This window comes from Enterobacter soli (assembly GCF_964208575.1).
Classification (GTDB): Bacteria; Pseudomonadota; Gammaproteobacteria; order Enterobacterales; family Enterobacteriaceae; genus Enterobacter; species Enterobacter soli_A.
Window position 1 is genome coordinate 207,375 of sequence record NZ_CAXOFU010000003.1, and the last position, 16,632, is coordinate 224,006.

Sequence of the window (16,632 nt, forward strand, 5' to 3'; positions counted from 1 at the left end):
GATGTTTCACCGTTTATGGACATTGATTCGCAAAGAGCTGCAATCCCTGCTGCGCGAGCCGCAGACCCGCGCCATTCTGGTGCTGCCGGTGCTGATACAGGTCTTACTGTTCCCGTTCGCCGCCACGCTGGAGGTGACCAACGCCACCATCGCCATCTACAACGAAGACAGCGGGAAACACGCCGTCGAGCTGACGCAGCGGTTTGCCCGGGCGAAAGCCTTTACCCATATCCTGCTGCTGAAAAGCCCGCAGGAGATCCAGCCCACCATCGACACGCAAAAGGCGCTGCTGCTGGTGCGCTTCCCGGCGGATTTTTCCCGCAATCTGGACAGCTTCCAGACCGCGCCGATGCAGCTGATCCTCGACGGGCGTAACTCCAACAGCGCCCAGATCGCCGCCAACTATCTTCAGCAGGTGGTGAAGGATTATCAGCAGGAGCTGATGGAGGGCAAAACCAAACCCAACAACAGCACGCTGGTGGTGCGCAACTGGTATAACCCGAATCTGGACTACAAGTGGTTTGTGGTGCCGTCGCTGATCGCCATGATCACCACCATCGGCGTGATGATCGTCACCTCGCTGTCCGTGGCGCGCGAGCGGGAACAGGGCACGCTCGACCAGCTGCTGGTCTCCCCGCTGTCAACGTGGCAGATATTCGTGGGCAAAGCGGTTCCGGCGCTGATTGTCGCCACCTTCCAGGCCACCATCGTGCTCGGGGTGGGAATTTGGGCGTACCAGATCCCGTTTGCCGGTTCGCTGGCGCTGTTTTACTTCACGATGCTGATTTACGGGCTGTCGCTGGTGGGATTTGGCCTGCTGATTTCGGCGCTCTGCTCCACGCAGCAGCAGGCGTTTATCGGGGTGTTCGTCTTTATGATGCCGGCGATATTGCTGTCGGGGTATGTCTCTCCGGTGGAGAACATGCCGGTGTGGCTACAGGATCTGACCTGGATAAACCCGATACGTCACTTCACGGATATCACCAAGCAAATTTATCTGAAGGATGCGAGTCTGGACATTGTCTGGGGAAGCTTGTGGCCGCTACTGGTCATAGCGGCCACGACGGGATCAGTGGCGTACGCGATGTTTAGACGCAACATTGCGTAGCTTTTTCTCTTTGGTCAGCAACGATACCACCGCAGGCCCTGCGAGGATTGCCAGACCCGCAAGAGCCAGCAGCAGGTTGTTTTGCAGCACGCGCGACAGCAGCCAAAGCACAATCATTGCGGCACCAAAATACCAGGTGGTGGTGAGCTCTTCGAGCACATCACCCACCTCGCGCCAGCGCGCTTCATGGTGGCGCTGTAAAAACAGCATCGACAGTACCGTTACGCCGTAAAGCACGCATAACCCCAGGCCGACACGCACCAGCGTGCCGCTCATCCAGCCCATCACCAGTACGGCCACGACCAGTAAATGCAACATTATCTGCCAGCAACTAAGACCTGTTGCGACACGAACGCGTTGTTGCCACTTCATGGCTTCTCTCCTGAAGAATTTTTATCTGCTCAATCAGACTACCGCACTTTACGGAAAATTCCGTATCACCGCACCTTTTTGTGACGCCGACTACACTTTATTTTCATCGGGATAGTCACCCAGGAAGGTGTTTATGAGCAAAAAAATGCAGCACTTCTCGCTGAGAGTGCTGACGATTAACATTCATAAAGGCTTCACAGCATTTAACCGCCGCTTCATTTTACCGGAGCTGCGCGACGCGGTGCGCACGGTCAGCGCGGACATCGTCTGCCTGCAAGAAGTGATGGGTGCCCACGAGGTTCACCCGATGCATTTCGAAAACTGGCCGGACACCCCGCACTACGAATTTTTGGCCGATACCATGTGGAGCGATTACGCCTACGGGCGCAACGCGGTCTACCCGGAAGGCCACCACGGCAACGCGGTGCTGTCGCGTTTTCCCATCGAACATTATGAAAACCGGGACGTCTCGGTGGGTGAGAGCGAAAAACGCGGCCTGCTTTACTGCCGTATCGCCCCGCCGGACCTGGATTTTCCGGTACACGTGGGCTGCGTGCATCTCGGCCTGCGTGAAGCGCACCGTCAGGCGCAGCTGCAAATGCTGGCTGAATGGACCAACGCCCTGCCGGAAGGCGACCCCGTGGTGGTTGCCGGCGATTTCAACGACTGGCGGCAGCGGGCCAACCATCCGCTGAAGGTGGAGGCCGGGCTGGAGGAGATTTTTACCCGCGCCCACGGCAGACCGGCGCGGACGTTCCCGGTGCGCTTCCCCCTGCTGCGCCTCGATCGCATCTACGTAAAAAACGCTCACGCCAGCAGTCCGACGGCGCTGGCGCTACTCAACTGGCGACATTTGTCTGACCATGCCCCGCTCAGCGCGGAGATCCATCTATGAAATGTACGTGGCAGGAAGGCAATCGGATCACGCTGCTGGAAAATGGTGATAACTATTATCCGGCGGTGTTTGAAGCGATTAGCCAGGCACAAAAAAAAGTGATCCTCGAAACCTTTATCTGGTTTGAGGATGACGTGGGAAAACAGCTGCACAGCGTGCTGCTGCGCGCCGCCCAGCGCGGCATTCAGATTGAGGTGCTGCTCGACGGCTACGGCTCGCCGGATTTAAGCGATGAATTCGTCAACGAACTCACCGCGGCGGGCGTGGTGTTCCGCTATTACGATCCCGGCCCGCGGCTGTTCGGGATGCGCACCAACCTTTTCCGCCGGATGCACCGAAAAATTGTGGTGGTCGATGAGTCTATAGCCTTTGTCGGAGGCATCAACTACTCGGCGGAGCACATGTCCGACTACGGTCCGGAGGCCAAGCAGGACTATGCGATTCGCATCGAAGGGCCGGTGGTTCAGGATATTCTGCTGTTTGAGCTGGAAAATTTACCCGGCAAGGAGCGCGTTCGCCGCTGGTGGAAACGCCGCCACCGTCCGGAAGAGAACCGTTTCCCCGGCGAAGCGCAGGCGCTGTTCGTCTGGCGGGATAACGACGAGCACCGGGACGACATCGAACGCCATTACCTGAAGATGCTGGCGAACGCGAAGCGCGAGGTGATTATCGCGAACGCCTACTTCTTCCCGGGCTACCGCCTGCTGCACGCCATGCGCAATGCCGCCCGCCGCGGCGTGCGGGTGAAGCTGATTGTGCAGGGCGAGCCGGATATGCCGATTGTGAAGGTTGGCGCCCGCCTGCTCTACAACTACCTGGTGAAAGGCGGCGTGCAAATCTACGAATACCGCCGCCGTCCGCTTCACGGCAAGGTGGCGGTGATGGACGACCACTGGGCGACCGTCGGCTCCAGCAATCTCGATCCGCTGAGCCTGTCGCTCAACCTGGAGGCCAACCTGATCATCTACGATCGCCAGTTCAACCAGACCCTGCGCGACAACCTGCAGGGGCTTATCACCCACGACTGCGTGCGGGTGGACGAGTCGATGGTGCCCAAACGCAGCTGGTGGAACCTGGGGATTGGCGTGGTGGTGTTCCACTTCCTGCGCCACTTCCCGGCGATGGTCGGCTGGCTGCCCGCCCACACGCCGAAGCTGGCGCTGGTGGACCCGCCGGTGCAGCCCGAAATGGAAACCCAGGACCGCGTTGAAGCGGAAGATGGAGGCAAAACCTGATGTCGAAATCCCATCCCCGCTGGAGGCTGGCGAAAAAAATCCTCACCTGGCTGTTCTTCATCGCCGTGGCGGTGCTGCTGGTGGTGTACGCCCAGAAGGTCGACTGGGAAGAGGTGTGGAAGGTCATCCGCAACTACAACCGGATGGTGCTGCTCGGCGCGGTCGGGCTGGTGATCGTCAGCTACCTGATTTACGGCTGCTACGACCTGCTGGGGCGCGCCTACTGCGGGCATAAGCTGGCCAAACGGCAGGTGATGCTGGTGTCGTTCATCTGCTACGCCTTTAACCTGACGCTGAGCACCTGGGTCGGCGGCATCGGCATGCGCTACCGCCTGTATTCGCGCCTCGGGCTGCCGGGGGGCACCATCACCCGGATTTTCTCCCTGAGCATCACCACCAACTGGCTGGGCTACATTTTGCTCGGCGGCGTGATCTTCACCATCGGCGTGGTGCAGCTTCCCGCCCACTGGTATATCGATGAATTCACGCTGCGCATTTTGGGCATCGTGCTGCTGCTGATTATCGCCGTCTACCTGTGGGCCTGCGCCTTCGCTAAGCGCCGGCATATGACTATCAAGGGGCAGAAGCTGGTGCTGCCGTCGTGGCGATTCGCGGTATTGCAAATGGCGGTTTCCAGCGCCAACTGGATGGCGATGGGGGCAATTATCTGGCTGCTGATTGGCGAAGAGGTGAACTACTTCTTCGTGCTGGGGGTGCTGCTGGTGAGCAGTATCGCCGGGGTGATTGTGCATATCCCTGCGGGGATCGGCGTGCTGGAGGCGGTGTTTATCGCCCTGCTCGCCGGAGAGCACGTTTCTCAGGGCACGATCATCGCCGCGCTGCTGGCCTACCGAATGCTCTATTACTTCCTGCCGCTGGCGCTGGCAACGGTCTGTTATCTGGTGCTGGAGAGTCGGGCGAAGAAGCTCAGAGCGAAGAACGAGAAGGCGATGGCTAAATAAACGCAAAACGGCAACCCTGTTGCCGTTTTTAGTGTTTGTCCCCTCTCCCGTGGGAGAGGGTCAGGGTGAGGGCACCAGACCGCACTCTTAGCGACGGTTCCCCAAAATGCGCAGCAGCATCAGGAACAGGTTGATAAAGTCCAGATACAGCGTCAGTGCGCCAAGAATAGAGTATTTACGCAGCGTTGAGCCGTCGCGCACGTCAATCTGCTGCCCGATGTTTTTCAGCTTCTGGGTGTCGTAGGCCGTCAACCCGACAAACACCACCACCCCAATGTAGGTCACCACCCACATCAGCGCTTCGCTCTTCAGCCACAGGTTCACCAGCGACGCCAGCACGATACCAATCAGCCCCATGAACAGCATGCTGCCTAAGCCGCTCAGGTCGCGCTTCGTGGTGTAGCCGTACAGGCTCATTGCGCCGAACATTCCGCCTGCCACCACGAAGGTGCTGGCGATGGACGAGTAGGTATAAACGATGAAGATGCTGGAGAGCGTCAGCCCGGTCAGCGCCGAATAGAGCATGAACAGCGTGGTCGCCATCCCTGCGCTAAGCTTGTGCACCAGACCCGAGAGCACGAACACCAGCGCAAGCTGCGCGATAATCAGCCCGTAGAAGGTGAATTTGTTGGAAAAGATAAACATCATCAGATCGGGCGTATTTGCGGCATACCACGCGATAAACGCGGTAAGCAGCAGGCCGACCGTCATCCAGCCGTACACCTGAGCCATATACGTTTGCAGCCCGGTACGGGTCTGCTGCACTATCGAATCGGAACGCGGAAATCGGTCCATGATTCACTCCTGGTTAATGGGACATACAGTCTAAGACTAACACATCTGCGTAAACCAACTACCAACGGCTGGCGGCCTGCTTATCGCTATCGCGCGATTCAACCCACCGCTCGCCTTCCGGCGTCGCTTCACGTTTCCAGAACGGCGCCTTAGTTTTCAGGTAATCCATGATGAACTCCCCGGCTTCAAACGCGCTGCCGCGGTGCGCGCTGGTGACGCCGACGAAAACAATCTCCTCCCCCGGCCACATTTCGCCGATGCGGTGGATAACAGTGACTCGTCCGAGCGCCCAGCGGCCGCGCGCCTCTTCAACGATCGCCGCCAGGGATTTTTCCGTCATGCCGGGATAGTGTTCCAGCGTAAGCGCTTTTACGCTGTCGCCCAAATTATGATTCCGGACTTTTCCGGTGAAGGTGACGACCGCGCCATCTTCGTCCCGCTCCGCCAGCCAGCCGTATTCAGTGCCGACGTTAAAGCGTTCAGGCCCGACCAGAATGCGAGTGTCTGTCATCTTAGCCCCCTGTCACCGGCGGGAAGAAGGCCACCTCATCGCCGGACTTCAGCGGATGGGTAAACTCCACCAGCGTCTGGTTCACCGCCGCCAGCAGCTTGCCTTCGTCCAGCGCCAGCGCCCAGCGGTCGCCCTGCCCCGCAAGATGCGCGCGAAGGGCGGCAACGTTTTCGAACGGCGCGTCCAGCGTCAGGCTGTCGGTATTGACCAGCTCGCGAACCTGGGCAAAAAAGAGCACCTTAATCATGGCTGTCCACCTTAAAATCACCGGATTTGCCGCCGCTTTTCGCCAGCAGGCGCACCGGGCCAATCACCATGTCCTTTTGGACGGCTTTGCACATGTCGTAGATGGTCAGCGCGGCAACGGACGCTGCCGTTAGCGCTTCCATCTCAACGCCGGTTTTGCCGGTTAAGCGGCACAGGGACTCAATGCGCACGCGGCTGTGCTCCGGCTGCGCCTGGAGGTTAACCTCAACCTTGCTCAGCATCAGCGGGTGGCACAGCGGGATTAAATCCCAGGTGCGTTTTGCCGCCTGAATGCCGGCAATGCGGGCGGTGGCGAACACATCACCCTTGTGATGGCTGCCATCGATAATCATCGCCAGGGTTTCTGGCAGCATGGTGACGAACGCTTCGGCGCGGGCTTCGCGCACGGTTTCCGCTTTGGCAGAAACATCCACCATATGCGCTTCGCCAGCGGCGTTAATGTGGGTCAGTTGCGACATAGCTTATTTCTTTAAATGGGGATGGAAATTACACGGACGGGTAAGGGCATCCAGCTGCGGAGCGATAATGTTGTCCCACGCGGTACGGCACGCTTTGGTCGAGCCCGGCATGGCAAAAATCAGCGTTTTGTTCGCCACGCCCGCGACCGCGCGCGATTGCAGGGTCGAGGTGCCAATCTCTTCGAAGGAGAGCATGCGGAACACTTCGCCAAACCCCTGGATTTCGCGGTCAAACAGCGGCACCAGCGCTTCGGGAGCCTGATCGCCTGCGGTAAAGCCGGTGCCGCCCGTAATCAGAACGACCTGCACCTCATCGCTCGCGATCCAGCGGGACACTTCCGCGCGAATGGCGTAGCGGTTCTCTTTCACTATCGCTTTGTCAACAACGTGATGCCCCGCGTCGGTCGCGGCATCGCGCAGCCAGTGGCCGGAGGTATCGTCCTCTTCGCCGCGGCGGTCAGAAACGGTAAGAATGGCAATACGGGTTGGGATAAACTCTGCGCTTACCTGACTCATCTTCTGGTTCCTTCTTAAGCCTGATTACCCGCCAATGTACGACAGGTTCTGAGTAATTCCGGTGTTGCCCTGATGCAGGAAGTGGGTCTGCTTTTTGTGCGTCAGCGCGTCGGAAATGCGCGCTTCAAGCGCGTCCTGCTGAGCGTCTTCTTCCAGCAAATCGCGAAGATCCACGCCGCCGTCGCCGAACAGGCACAGGTGCAGTTTGCCCACCGACGACACGCGCAGGCGGTTGCAGCTGGCGCAGAAGTCCTTCTCATACGGCATGATAAGCCCGATTTCCCCTTCGTAATCAGGGTGGCAGAAGACCTGCGCCGGGCCGTCGCTGCGCTGGCGGATCTGGTGGATCCAGCCGCGCCTCAGCAGCGCGTCGCGCAGCACCATGCCGGAGATATGATGGCGGCGGAACAGCTCGCTGCTCTCGCCCGTTTCCATCAGCTCAATAAAACGCAGTTGAATGCGGCGCGGTTTGATCCACGCCAGGAAGGTGTCCAGCTGATGATGGTTTACATCGCGCATCAGCACCGTATTGACCTTGACCTTGTCGAACCCGGCGGTAAACGCGGCGTCGATGCCGTCCATCACCTGGCGGAACTTGTCCTGGCCGGTAATGGCGTGGAACTGGCGGGCATCGAGGCTATCGACGCTAACGTTGATCGCCGTCAGCCCCGCCTCGCGCCAGTTCGCCACGTCGCGCGCCATACGGTAACCGTTGGTGGTGACCGCAATCTGGCGAATGCGCGGGTTTTCACGCACGGCGGCAATGATGTCGGGGAAATCGCGGCGCAGAGAGGGCTCGCCCCCGGTCAGACGCACTTTTTCAGTGCCGAGGGCGGAGAACGCGCGCGTTACGCGGCGCACTTCATCCACGGAGAGGAAGCCGTTGTTGGTGGTGCTGCCAGGTTTGTAGCCGTCGGGCAGGCAGTAGGTGCAACGAAAATTGCACACGTCGGTAATCGACAGACGTAAATAGTAAAACTTACGCGCGAAAGCATCAGTGAGTTGTGAAGCCATGTACACCTTTCCAGATACGGGAGGCACAGTCATTTCTTTCTGTACCCTGGTGGCAGTTCCGCCACGGCCAGAGCGCCATATCTTTCGACACAGGCACAAGGGCTAGAGTGTATGTTTTCAAAAAATGAAAACGTGGTTATGGCGATAGTAGCGCGGAAAACGGCACTTCGCCACGATCGGATTTCGCTATATAGTTATATACATAACGACCTAATCGTGCATTTTCGCTACAGAATACGCAAAACTCGCGGTTTCGCATTGATATACGTCATTTTGAGCCGGGTGAAGCATCGTCTTTTAGGGGTAGTTAGGTTACTGTTACGCAGATCGAACGTTATAAGGATGATGTATGCGCAATCGCACTTTTGCGGATCTTGACCGGGTTGTGGCTATCGGCGGAGGCCACGGTCTGGGACGAGTGATGTCTTCACTCTCTTCACTCGGCTCCCGGCTCACCGGGATCGTCACCACCACCGACAACGGCGGTTCCACCGGGCGCATTCGTCGTTCGGAAGGAGGCATCGCGTGGGGCGACATGCGCAACTGCTTAAATCAGTTAATCACTGAGCCGAGCGTCGCTTCCGCCATGTTTGAGTACCGTTTTGGCGGCAACGGCGAACTTTCCGGGCATAACCTCGGAAATCTGATGTTAAAGGCGCTCGATCACCTGAGCGTGCGGCCGTTAGAGGCCATCAATTTAATCCGTAATCTGCTGAAAGTGGACGCCTTCCTGATCCCAATGTCCGAACATCCGGTCGATCTGATGGCGATCGACGTGGAAGGGCATGAAGTGTACGGGGAAGTGAATATCGATCAGCTCACCCAGCCGCCAAAAGAGCTGATGATCTACCCGAGCGTGCCGGCCACCCGCGAAGCGGTTGACGCAATCAGCGAAGCCGATTTGATTCTGATCGGCCCCGGCAGCTTTTACACCAGCCTGATGCCCGGCCTGCTGGTTAAAGAGCTGGCCCAGGCGCTGCGCAGAACCCCGGCGCCGATGGTCTATATCGGCAACCTGGGGCGCGAGCTGAGCCCGGCGGCGGCGAACCTGACGCTGGCGGATAAGCTCAACATGATGGAGCAGTACGTCGGGAAAAAGATTATCGATGCGGTGGTGGTTGGGCCGAAGGTGGATGTGTCCGGCATTGGCGCGCGCGTGGTGGTGCAGGAGCCGCTGGAGGCCAGCGATATTCAGTATCGCCACGATCGGCATTTGCTGCGCGCGGCGCTGGAGAAGGCGATTCAGGCGCTGGGGTAATTGAGTGCGGCCTGATGCCCTCACCCCAACCCTCTCCCACGGGGAGAGGGAGAAAAACATAAAGATGGCAGCCACTGGCTGCCATCTTGCGTTTACCTAGGACGCCGCAATAAACAAATCCCTTAGCTGATGCAGCTGGTCGCGGAGCTGCGCCGCCTCTTCGAACTCGAGGTTTTGCGCGTGCTGCATCATCTGCGCTTCGAGTTCGTGGATTTTCTGCTGCAGCGCTTTCGGCGTCAGCGCCACGGTATCTTCTTCCACCACGGAACGCGCTTTGCCGCGCCCTTTGGCTTTGGTCTTAGCGATGTTCTGACCCAGCGCCAGAATATCCACCACCTTCTTGTTCAGGCCCTGCGGCGTAATGCCGTGCTCTTCGTTGTAGCGCTGCTGTTTCTCGCGACGACGCTCCGTTTCACCAATCGCCTTCGCCATCGACGGCGTGATTTTATCGCCGTACAGAATCGCCTTACCGTTAACGTTACGCGCGGCGCGGCCGATGGTCTGGATCAGCGAACGCTCAGAACGCAGGAAGCCCTCTTTGTCGGCGTCCAGAATCGCCACCAGCGACACCTCAGGCATGTCCAGACCCTCTCGCAGCAGGTTGATACCCACCAGCACGTCAAACTCGCCCAGACGCAGGTCGCGGATGATTTCCATACGCTCCACGGTATCGATGTCCGAGTGCAGGTAGCGCACCTTCTCGCCGTGCTCTTCGAGATACTCGGTAAGATCTTCCGCCATGCGCTTGGTGAGCGTGGTCACCAGCACGCGCTCGTTGATCGCCGAACGCGCGCGGATCTCGGACAGCAGATCGTCAACCTGGGTCGCCACCGGACGCACCTCGATAATCGGGTCGAGCAGCCCCGTTGGACGCACCACCTGATCCACCACTTCATCGCCGGATTTTTCCAGCTCGTAGTTGCCCGGCGTGGCCGAGACGTAGATGGTTTGCGGCGCCAGCGCCTCGAACTCTTCAAACTTCATTGGACGGTTATCCAGCGCCGACGGCAGGCGGAAGCCGTACTCCACCAGCGTCTCTTTACGCGCCCGGTCGCCGCGGTACATGCCGCCAATCTGCGGAATGGTGACGTGAGATTCGTCAATCACCAGCAGGCCGTCTGCCGGAAGGTAGTCAAACAGGGTGGGCGGCGCCTCGCCCGGCCCGCGCCCGGACAGGTAGCGCGAGTAGTTTTCGATGCCGGAGCAGTAGCCCAGCTCGTTCATCATTTCGAGATCGAACTGGGTGCGCTGGCTGAGGCGCTGCTCTTCCAGCAGTTTGTTATTCGCCAGCAGCACCTTGCGACGGTCTGCCAGCTCAACTTTGATGTCTTCCATCGCCTGTACGATGCGCTCGCGCGGCGTCACGTAGTGCGTTTTCGGGTAAACGGTGAAGCGCTGAATGGTGGACTCGATGTGCCCGGTCAGCGGGTCGAACAGCGACAGGCGCTCAACCTCTTCGTCGAACAGCTCAACACGCAGGGCCATGTCGTCCGATTCCGCCGGGAAGATATCAATAACCTCACCGCGCACGCGGAACGTACCGCGCTGGAACGCCTGGTCGTTGCGGGTGTACTGCAACTCGGCGAGGCGGCGCAGGATGGCGCGCTGGTCGATGATCATCCCCTGGGTCAGGTGCAGCATCATCTTCAGATAGAGATCCGGATCGCCCAGACCGTAGATAGCGGAGACCGATGCCACCACAACCACGTCGCGACGCTCCAGCAGCGCTTTGGTCGCCGACAGACGCATCTGTTCGATGTGTTCGTTCACCGAGGCATCTTTCTCGATAAAGGTGTCCGAGCTCGGCACGTAGGCTTCTGGCTGGTAGTAATCGTAGTACGACACGAAGTACTCCACCGCGTTCTCCGGGAAGAACTCTTTCATTTCGCCGTAAAGCTGTGCCGCCAGGGTTTTGTTGGGCGCCAGCACCATGGTCGGGCGCTGCAAATCCGCAATGACGTTGGCGATGGTAAAGGTTTTACCGGAGCCGGTCACACCCAGCAGGGTTTGATGTGCCAGACCATCTTCCAGCCCCTCTTCCAGACGACGGATAGCCTCAGGCTGGTCGCCCGAGGGGCGGAAAGCAGAATTCAGTTTGAACGGTTTACTCATGGGCGATGACCTGATGACGTTATTAGCGGCAGGTGAGTAATTTTACTCGTCAATGCCAGGATTGCCAGTAAAAGATACTGGATGAAAAACCAGTGGCGTGTCAGGATGTTTAGGATAGCGTCGGGATGATTAGCGCGAATAAGGTCAAAATTTAGGCCGGGACGAGATAAAACGCTAGCGAGATGGGGTTATCCCCAGAACTTTTTCTTTTTTAACATTTGTCAACCCGTGTAAGAAAAGTTTCAGCTTTCCAGGTGACAGTTTCGTTACGACAATTGCTTTTATTTAACCAGTTAATTTTTAACAGATATTTCCTAAAGCCGCGTTTCGCACCAATTCAGGCGTAACCCGCGTATTCTCTCGCTTATCGCGTGTTTTCTAACTCTAATGCACATGGTTATCCACAGGAATAGTGGATAACTGCCTCCAGCCCGTACAGACCGCCACTCGGGCAATTCCCGGTTTTTCCCATCGCCGGGGTCACAAAAAATTTTTATAGCTATTTTTTGATGATAATCAGTTGAGCCGATGATAACGGATTGGTGAGATCTTAATCACAAATCCATCAAATGCTCTGCTGCACCACCGCTCAACATCCCCGGCACTGCGACTGTGCAAATTGTTCACACATGGCGTCCGGGCGCGGGACGTAGTCCTAAAAAATCATCTTTTTTAGTCCGCTTATCTCTTCTGGCAGGAGTTTTGCAGAACATCTCACGAGCTCTGCCCACATCGATTTTTAAGGAGAGAAACATGTTGAGTCTGCGTGCAGTAAACCAGTTCTACGGAAGCCAACATACGCTGTGGAATGTTGATTTAGATTTTCCCCAGGGCCAGTGTACGGGCGTGATCGGCCTGCCGGGGATGGGGAAAACGACCCTGATGAACTGCATTGTGGGCAATCTGCCCGTCGAGAGCGGAACCATCGTCTGGCATGAAGCGGGCGCCCCGCCCTGCGACCTGCTGAGCCAGGCCCCCGGCCAGCGCCAGACTCCTCGCATTGGCTACGTGCCGCAGGACCGGCGGATTTTTTCCCAGCTTACCGTTGAAGAGAATCTGCACATTGCGATGCGGGCAACCGGCACGGCCGATCCCGTCGCCAAAAGCGAGATGTTTGACCTGTTCCCGCAGCTCCATCCCCTGCGCCAGCGTCGCGCCAACGGGCTGTCGCCGGACGTGCAGTACCAGCTGGCGCTGGCCAACGCGCTGGTCACGCGCCCGCGGGTATTGATTCTGGATGAGCCGATGCACGGCGCAGAGCCGAGCTTTGCCCAGAAGCTCACGCAGCTGCTGGCGCGGCTGAACCGGGAGTTAGGCATGACGGTATTGCTGGCGGAGCAGCAGCTGTCGTTTATCCGCCGGGTGGCCGACCGCTTCTGCATGCTCTATCGCGGGCGTAACGTGGCGCAGGGCCACGTTAACGAGCTAAACGACGAGCTTATCGCCCACTGGATGTCGCTTGAGGCAAGGCGCTGAGATCCAGATAGCGCCCGGTGTCGGCGCGTTCTGCCCCCTCTGCGAGCCAGGGGATCTCCCCGAGGAACGGAGCCGGAAGCACGCGCTTAAGGGTGGTTAAATACGCCTGATGCCGCTTTCCGGGTGCCACCACGTCGTTGGCTATCCAGCCCGCCAGGCGCAGCCCGGCCTGCTGAACCGCCTGCGCGGTTAACATCGCGTGATTGATGCAGCCCAGCTTCACGCCGACCACCAGAATGACCGGAAGCTGCTCCGCCTGCACCCAGTCGGCAAAGGTCTGCTCGTCGGAGAGCGGCGTAAACCAGCCGCCAGCCCCCTCCACCAGCACCCATTCGGCGCGCTGCTCCAGCGCGCGCAGGCCCTCGGACAGCACGGCGAAATCAATGCTGCGCCCCTCGTCGGCGCTGATGATGTGCGGCGAGGTCGGCTCGGCGAAGGTATACGGGTTCACCTGCGGATAGGCAAGCGCCAGGCTGCTGTGGTATTGCAGCGCCAGGGCGTCGCTATTGCGCAGCCCCTCCGGCGTCATCTCGCTGCCGGAGGCCACGGGCTTGTAGCCTGCGGTGACATACCCTTGCAGATTCGCCGCCTGCAGCAGCGCCGAGCTGGCGACCGTTTTACCCACTTCGGTGTCCGTGCCGGTCACAAAATAACGTTCAGTCACGTTCGATAATCCCATGAAAAAGTTGATAAGAGAGCGTGAACGCCCCCTGCTGCTGCGGCCAGGCAAGCTCCAGACGCCGAAGCTGACCGCGGGTGAGCGGCTTTTTGTCGCGCCCGGTGTGCAGGTGCGTGGCCCCGATGCCCTTCAGCGATCGCATGGCGCTCAGCGCATCGTCAAAGGGCAGCGTGATGGTCTGCACCGCGTGGCGATAGCGCCAGCCGTGCAGGGCTTTGATTACCTCATCCTGCGCTAAAAAGCGGTTAGCGTGCGGCTGCGCGTCCACCGCCTGCCAGGCCTGATTCAGCTCCGGCAGCGAGCTTTCAAGCAGCGTGGTGAACGCCACCTTCCCGCCCGGGCGCGCCACGCGGTACAGCTCGCGCAGCGCCTGCGGCAGGCTGCTGCACCACTGCACCGCCAGGTGGCTCCAGACCAGGTCAAACTGCGCGTCCGCCAGGGGAATGGCTTCGATATCCGCCAGCAGATAGCGGTCGGCGGCCTGCTGCTGCCGCGCCTCGTCCAGCATCTGCGGGGAGAGATCGATAGCCGTCACGCGGCTCCCGGCCTCGCGCCAGTAGCGGCTGTTCGCCCCCGGCCCGCATCCGGCGTCCAGCACCTGCGGGAAATGCCCCTCGCCAAGCGCGGAAAGCAACCCGCACGCGCTCCGGCGCTGCAGCTCGTCGTGCCGGGAATAGCTCTGCGCCGCCCGCCCAAACGCGGCGGCAATGGCCTGCTTATTGACTGGCGACATGCAGCGCCTCCATCAGCGTATCGATATCGTCGGCTTCGTGCGCCGCCGTCAGCGTCAGGCGCAGGCGCGCGGTGCCCGGCGGAACGGTCGGCGGGCGAATAGCCGTGACCCACATGCCACGTTCGCGCAGCCCCTGCGCCAGGCCCAGCGCCCGGCCGTTATCCCCGACGACGATCGGCTGGATAGCGCTGTGGGAATCGGTGCTGCGGAACGGCAGCCCGGCAAGGCCCCGGCGGAAGCGGCGGATGTGCTCCGCTAAGCGCGCGCGGCGGGATGCGCCGTCGTCGCTGCGAATCACCGCCAGCGACGCGGAAAGCGCCACGGCCTGCGCCGGGGGCATGCTGGTGCTGTAGATCAGGTGGCGGGCGAACTGCAGCAGATAGTCGGCAGCCGGTTCGCTGCACAGCACCGCCGCGCCGCTGACGCCAAAGCCCTTGCCGAAGGTCACCACCAGCAGCTCGGGCTTCACGTTTTGCTGATACGCGCTGCCGCGCCCCTCCTCGCCAACAACCCCGATACCGTGGGCATCATCCACCAGCAGCCACGCGTTTTGCCGCGCCGCCCCGGCGTGCAGCTGAGCGAGCGGCGCGCTGTCGCCGTCCATGCTGAATACCCCTTCCGTCACCACCAGCTGCTGGCCGTCGCAGGGCTTAGCGAGCAGGGTTTGAAGCTGGCCGGCATCGTTATGGGCAAAGCGGCGCAGCTGCGCCGGGCTGAGGCTTGCCGCCTCCAGCAGCGAGGCGTGGCTTAAGCGGTCGGCCAGGATCCGGTCGTCTTTGCCCATCAGGGCGGCAATCACCGCCTGATTGGCGGCAAAGCCGGAGATAAACAGCAGCGCGCGCGGGTAGCCAAGCCAGTCGGCAAGCTGCTCCTCCAGCGCCTGATGGGCGGTGGTGTAGCCGCTGACGTGGCCCGACCCGCCGCTGCCCACGCCGTAGCGCTCGGCGCCCTGCTGCCAGGCGCGCACAATCTGCGGGTGCTGGCTCAGGCCGAGATAGTCATTGCTGGAGAAATTACAGAACCGCTTCCGGTCGCGGGTGAGAAAACGGCCCGCGCCGTTTTCAACCGCGCCGCGCACGCGAAAGGCGTCTGCCGCCCGGCGCTCCGCCAGGGCGGCGCTGATGCGCTGCTCCCAGGTCATACGGCTGCCGCGTTGTAGAACTGGTCGGTGTCGGCGTTGAAAATTTGCTGCTCCAGGTGCTGCTGCTGTTCGATATCGCCGGTCAGCACGTCGGTCTGGTGCGGGTTCAGCCCCAGCTTGCGGAACAGCTGAACGTCTTTGTCCTCTTCCGGGTTCGGCGTGGTGAGCAGCTTGCAGCCGTAGAAAATGGAGTTAGCGCCCGCCATAAAGCACATCGCCTGGGTCTGTTCGTTCATCTGCTCGCGGCCCGCGGAGAGGCGCACGAACGAGCGCGGCATCATGATGCGCGCCACGGCGATGGTGCGGATAAAATCGAACGCGTCCACGTCGTCGTTGTCCGCCAGAGGCGTGCCTTTGACCTTCACCAGCATGTTGATCGGCACGCTTTCCGGCGGGGTCGGCAGGTTCGCCAGCTGGAGCAGCAGGCCCGCGCGGTCCTTCACGGTTTCGCCCAGCCCGACGATACCGCCGGAGCAGACTTTAATCCCGGCATCGCGCACTTTTTCCAGCGTGTCCAGGCGCTCCTGATAGGTACGGGTGGTGATGATGTTGCCGTAAAACTCCGGCGAGGTGTCGAGGTTGTGGTTGTAGTAATCCAGCCCCGCCGCCGACAGGCGCTGCGCCTGCTCGTCGTTGAGCGTCCCCAGCGTCATGCAGGCTTCCAGCCCCATCTCCTTCACGCCTTTGACCATCTGCTCCAGATACGGCATGTCGCGGTCGTGCGGGTTTTTCCACGCCGCACCCATGCAGAAGCGGGTCGATCCGGCGTTTTTGGCCTTGCGCGCGGAGTCGAGCACCTGCTCCACCTCCATCAGGCGTTCGGATTCAAGGCCGGTTTTATAGCGGGCGCTCTGGGGGCAATACTTGCAGTCTTCCGGGCAGGCGCCGGTTTTGATCGACAGCAGCGTGCTGACCTGAACGTGGCGCGGATCGAAGTGCTGGCGGTGTACCTGCTGCGCTTCGAACATCAGCTCCAGGAAAGGTTTATTGAATAATTCAGTAACTTGCGACATCGTCCAGCGTGCGTGGTGAGCCATGGGGCTTCTCCAAAGGGTTTTGTTAATTCTCGGTTCGGTTTATACTTGTAAACCTAAATGTTT

General features: G+C 59.9%; 18 protein-coding genes and 1 riboswitch. Of the genes, 6 read left to right on the forward strand and 12 right to left on the reverse strand.

From position 1 onward, the window contains the following. Nucleotide 1 precedes the first annotated feature (1 nt). Entirely contained in the window at nucleotides 2-1,108 is a 1,107-nt protein-coding gene (locus AB6V08_RS04355) for an ABC transporter permease (protein WP_368541537.1), read from the forward strand. On the opposite strand, the gene AB6V08_RS04360 is transcribed toward AB6V08_RS04355, so the two are convergent. After that, a complete protein-coding gene (locus tag AB6V08_RS04360) occupies nucleotides 1,070-1,480 on the reverse strand; it encodes a YbhQ family protein (RefSeq protein WP_014883088.1) in 411 nt (136 codons plus the stop codon). The genes AB6V08_RS04355 and AB6V08_RS04360 overlap by 39 nt on opposite strands. 133 nt (nucleotides 1,481-1,613) lie before the next feature. Here AB6V08_RS04360 and AB6V08_RS04365 point away from each other — a divergent pair, with 133 nt between their 5' ends. The 3 genes from AB6V08_RS04365 to AB6V08_RS04375 are packed head-to-tail and all read left to right on the forward strand — an operon-like array spanning nucleotide 1,614 to nucleotide 4,572. Continuing rightward, nucleotides 1,614-2,375: an endonuclease/exonuclease/phosphatase family protein gene (locus AB6V08_RS04365; RefSeq protein ID WP_368541538.1), complete on the forward strand. Its 762-nt coding sequence runs from the start codon at nucleotides 1,614-1,616 to the stop codon at nucleotides 2,373-2,375. After that, the gene (gene clsB, locus AB6V08_RS04370) at nucleotides 2,372-3,610 is read left to right on the forward strand and encodes a cardiolipin synthase ClsB (protein WP_368541539.1); all 1,239 of its coding nucleotides are present in this window, start codon (nucleotides 2,372-2,374) and stop codon (nucleotides 3,608-3,610) included. The genes AB6V08_RS04365 and clsB overlap by 4 nt, the downstream gene beginning before the upstream one ends. Further along, nucleotides 3,610-4,572 (forward strand): lysylphosphatidylglycerol synthase domain-containing protein, encoded by a 963-nt coding sequence (locus AB6V08_RS04375; protein ID WP_368541540.1) that lies wholly within the window; start codon nucleotides 3,610-3,612, stop codon nucleotides 4,570-4,572. Before clsB ends, AB6V08_RS04375 begins: the two co-directional genes overlap by 1 nt. Nucleotides 4,573-4,659: 87 nt before the next feature. Here the strand turns inward: AB6V08_RS04375 and AB6V08_RS04380 are convergent, their stop codons facing one another. The 6 genes from AB6V08_RS04380 to moaA form a co-directional block, all read right to left on the reverse strand. Further along, a complete protein-coding gene (locus AB6V08_RS04380) occupies nucleotides 4,660-5,367 on the reverse strand; it encodes a Bax inhibitor-1 family protein (protein ID WP_368541541.1) in 708 nt (235 codons plus the stop codon). Nucleotides 5,368-5,425: 58 nt separating this feature from the next. Continuing rightward, nucleotides 5,426-5,878, reverse strand: a complete 453-nt coding sequence (gene moaE / locus AB6V08_RS04385) for a molybdopterin synthase catalytic subunit MoaE (RefSeq protein WP_368541542.1) — start codon at nucleotides 5,876-5,878, stop codon at nucleotides 5,426-5,428. Nucleotide 5,879: 1 nt separating this feature from the next. Then, on the reverse strand, nucleotides 5,880-6,125 hold the full coding sequence (gene moaD, locus AB6V08_RS04390) for a molybdopterin synthase sulfur carrier subunit (RefSeq protein ID WP_368541543.1): 246 nt from the start codon (nucleotides 6,123-6,125) through the stop codon (nucleotides 5,880-5,882). Next, nucleotides 6,118-6,603 carry a cyclic pyranopterin monophosphate synthase MoaC gene (gene moaC / locus AB6V08_RS04395; protein ID WP_049008689.1) on the reverse strand — a complete coding sequence of 162 codons (486 nt, stop codon included), beginning with the start codon at nucleotides 6,601-6,603 and terminating at the stop codon, nucleotides 6,118-6,120. Before moaC ends, moaD begins: the two co-directional genes overlap by 8 nt. Nucleotides 6,604-6,606: 3 nt before the next feature. Beyond that, entirely contained in the window at nucleotides 6,607-7,119 is a 513-nt protein-coding gene (moaB, locus tag AB6V08_RS04400) for a molybdenum cofactor biosynthesis protein B (protein WP_368541544.1), read from the reverse strand. Nucleotides 7,120-7,143: 24 nt separating this feature from the next. Beyond that, a complete protein-coding gene (moaA, locus tag AB6V08_RS04405; protein WP_368541545.1) occupies nucleotides 7,144-8,133 on the reverse strand; it encodes a GTP 3',8-cyclase MoaA in 990 nt (329 codons plus the stop codon). Next, nucleotides 8,121-8,255: riboswitch (molybdenum cofactor riboswitch) on the reverse strand. Its footprint overlaps the gene before it by 13 nt. Before the next feature lie 227 nt (nucleotides 8,256-8,482). Here moaA and yvcK point away from each other — a divergent pair. After that, complete coding sequence (gene yvcK / locus AB6V08_RS04410; RefSeq protein WP_368541546.1) at nucleotides 8,483-9,391, forward strand: uridine diphosphate-N-acetylglucosamine-binding protein YvcK; 909 nt, start codon at nucleotides 8,483-8,485, stop codon at nucleotides 9,389-9,391. 96 nt (nucleotides 9,392-9,487) lie between these two features. Here yvcK and uvrB read toward each other — a convergent pair whose 3' ends face one another. Next, entirely contained in the window at nucleotides 9,488-11,503 is a 2,016-nt protein-coding gene (gene uvrB / locus AB6V08_RS04415; protein ID WP_368541548.1) for an excinuclease ABC subunit UvrB, read from the reverse strand. 753 nt (nucleotides 11,504-12,256) lie between these two features. Between uvrB and AB6V08_RS04420 the strand changes: the two genes are divergently transcribed. Continuing rightward, the gene (locus tag AB6V08_RS04420; RefSeq protein ID WP_368541549.1) at nucleotides 12,257-12,979 is read left to right on the forward strand and encodes an ABC transporter ATP-binding protein; all 723 of its coding nucleotides are present in this window, start codon (nucleotides 12,257-12,259) and stop codon (nucleotides 12,977-12,979) included. Here AB6V08_RS04420 and bioD read toward each other — a convergent pair. From bioD to bioB, 4 genes are read right to left on the reverse strand one after another with little or no spacing between them, the layout of a single operon-like run. Then, nucleotides 12,942-13,643, reverse strand: a complete 702-nt coding sequence (bioD, locus tag AB6V08_RS04425; protein WP_368541550.1) for a dethiobiotin synthase — start codon at nucleotides 13,641-13,643, stop codon at nucleotides 12,942-12,944. The genes AB6V08_RS04420 and bioD overlap by 38 nt on opposite strands. Next, entirely contained in the window at nucleotides 13,636-14,391 is a 756-nt protein-coding gene (bioC, locus tag AB6V08_RS04430) for a malonyl-ACP O-methyltransferase BioC (RefSeq protein ID WP_368541551.1), read from the reverse strand. Before bioC ends, bioD begins: the two co-directional genes overlap by 8 nt. Then, the gene (gene bioF, locus AB6V08_RS04435) at nucleotides 14,375-15,532 is read right to left on the reverse strand and encodes an 8-amino-7-oxononanoate synthase (protein ID WP_368541552.1); all 1,158 of its coding nucleotides are present in this window, start codon (nucleotides 15,530-15,532) and stop codon (nucleotides 14,375-14,377) included. Before bioF ends, bioC begins: the two co-directional genes overlap by 17 nt. Then, the gene (bioB, locus tag AB6V08_RS04440; RefSeq protein WP_368541553.1) at nucleotides 15,529-16,569 is read right to left on the reverse strand and encodes a biotin synthase BioB; all 1,041 of its coding nucleotides are present in this window, start codon (nucleotides 16,567-16,569) and stop codon (nucleotides 15,529-15,531) included. The genes bioF and bioB overlap by 4 nt, the downstream gene beginning before the upstream one ends. Between the last annotated feature and the right edge of the window lie 63 nt (nucleotides 16,570-16,632).

Excerpts from the sequence above, each read along its gene's own strand:
- AB6V08_RS04355 (WP_368541537.1), top strand. The coding sequence starts at position 2 with ATGTTTCACCGTTTATGGACATTGATTCGCAAAGAGCTGCAATCCCTG.
- AB6V08_RS04360 (WP_014883088.1), bottom strand. The coding sequence starts at position 1,480 with ATGAAGTGGCAACAACGCGTTCGTGTCGCAACAGGTCTTAGTTGCTGG.
- AB6V08_RS04365 (WP_368541538.1), top strand. The coding sequence starts at position 1,614 with ATGAGCAAAAAAATGCAGCACTTCTCGCTGAGAGTGCTGACGATTAAC.
- clsB (WP_368541539.1), top strand. The coding sequence starts at position 2,372 with ATGAAATGTACGTGGCAGGAAGGCAATCGGATCACGCTGCTGGAAAAT.
- AB6V08_RS04375 (WP_368541540.1), top strand. The coding sequence starts at position 3,610 with ATGTCGAAATCCCATCCCCGCTGGAGGCTGGCGAAAAAAATCCTCACC.
- AB6V08_RS04380 (WP_368541541.1), bottom strand. The coding sequence starts at position 5,367 with ATGGACCGATTTCCGCGTTCCGATTCGATAGTGCAGCAGACCCGTACC.
- moaE (WP_368541542.1), bottom strand. The coding sequence starts at position 5,878 with ATGACAGACACTCGCATTCTGGTCGGGCCTGAACGCTTTAACGTCGGC.
- moaD (WP_368541543.1), bottom strand. The coding sequence starts at position 6,125 with ATGATTAAGGTGCTCTTTTTTGCCCAGGTTCGCGAGCTGGTCAATACC.
- moaC (WP_049008689.1), bottom strand. The coding sequence starts at position 6,603 with ATGTCGCAACTGACCCACATTAACGCCGCTGGCGAAGCGCATATGGTG.
- moaB (WP_368541544.1), bottom strand. The coding sequence starts at position 7,119 with ATGAGTCAGGTAAGCGCAGAGTTTATCCCAACCCGTATTGCCATTCTT.
- moaA (WP_368541545.1), bottom strand. The coding sequence starts at position 8,133 with ATGGCTTCACAACTCACTGATGCTTTCGCGCGTAAGTTTTACTATTTA.
- yvcK (WP_368541546.1), top strand. The coding sequence starts at position 8,483 with ATGCGCAATCGCACTTTTGCGGATCTTGACCGGGTTGTGGCTATCGGC.
- uvrB (WP_368541548.1), bottom strand. The coding sequence starts at position 11,503 with ATGAGTAAACCGTTCAAACTGAATTCTGCTTTCCGCCCCTCGGGCGAC.
- AB6V08_RS04420 (WP_368541549.1), top strand. The coding sequence starts at position 12,257 with ATGTTGAGTCTGCGTGCAGTAAACCAGTTCTACGGAAGCCAACATACG.
- bioC (WP_368541551.1), bottom strand. The coding sequence starts at position 14,391 with ATGTCGCCAGTCAATAAGCAGGCCATTGCCGCCGCGTTTGGGCGGGCG.
- bioF (WP_368541552.1), bottom strand. The coding sequence starts at position 15,532 with ATGACCTGGGAGCAGCGCATCAGCGCCGCCCTGGCGGAGCGCCGGGCG.
- bioB (WP_368541553.1), bottom strand. The coding sequence starts at position 16,569 with ATGGCTCACCACGCACGCTGGACGATGTCGCAAGTTACTGAATTATTC.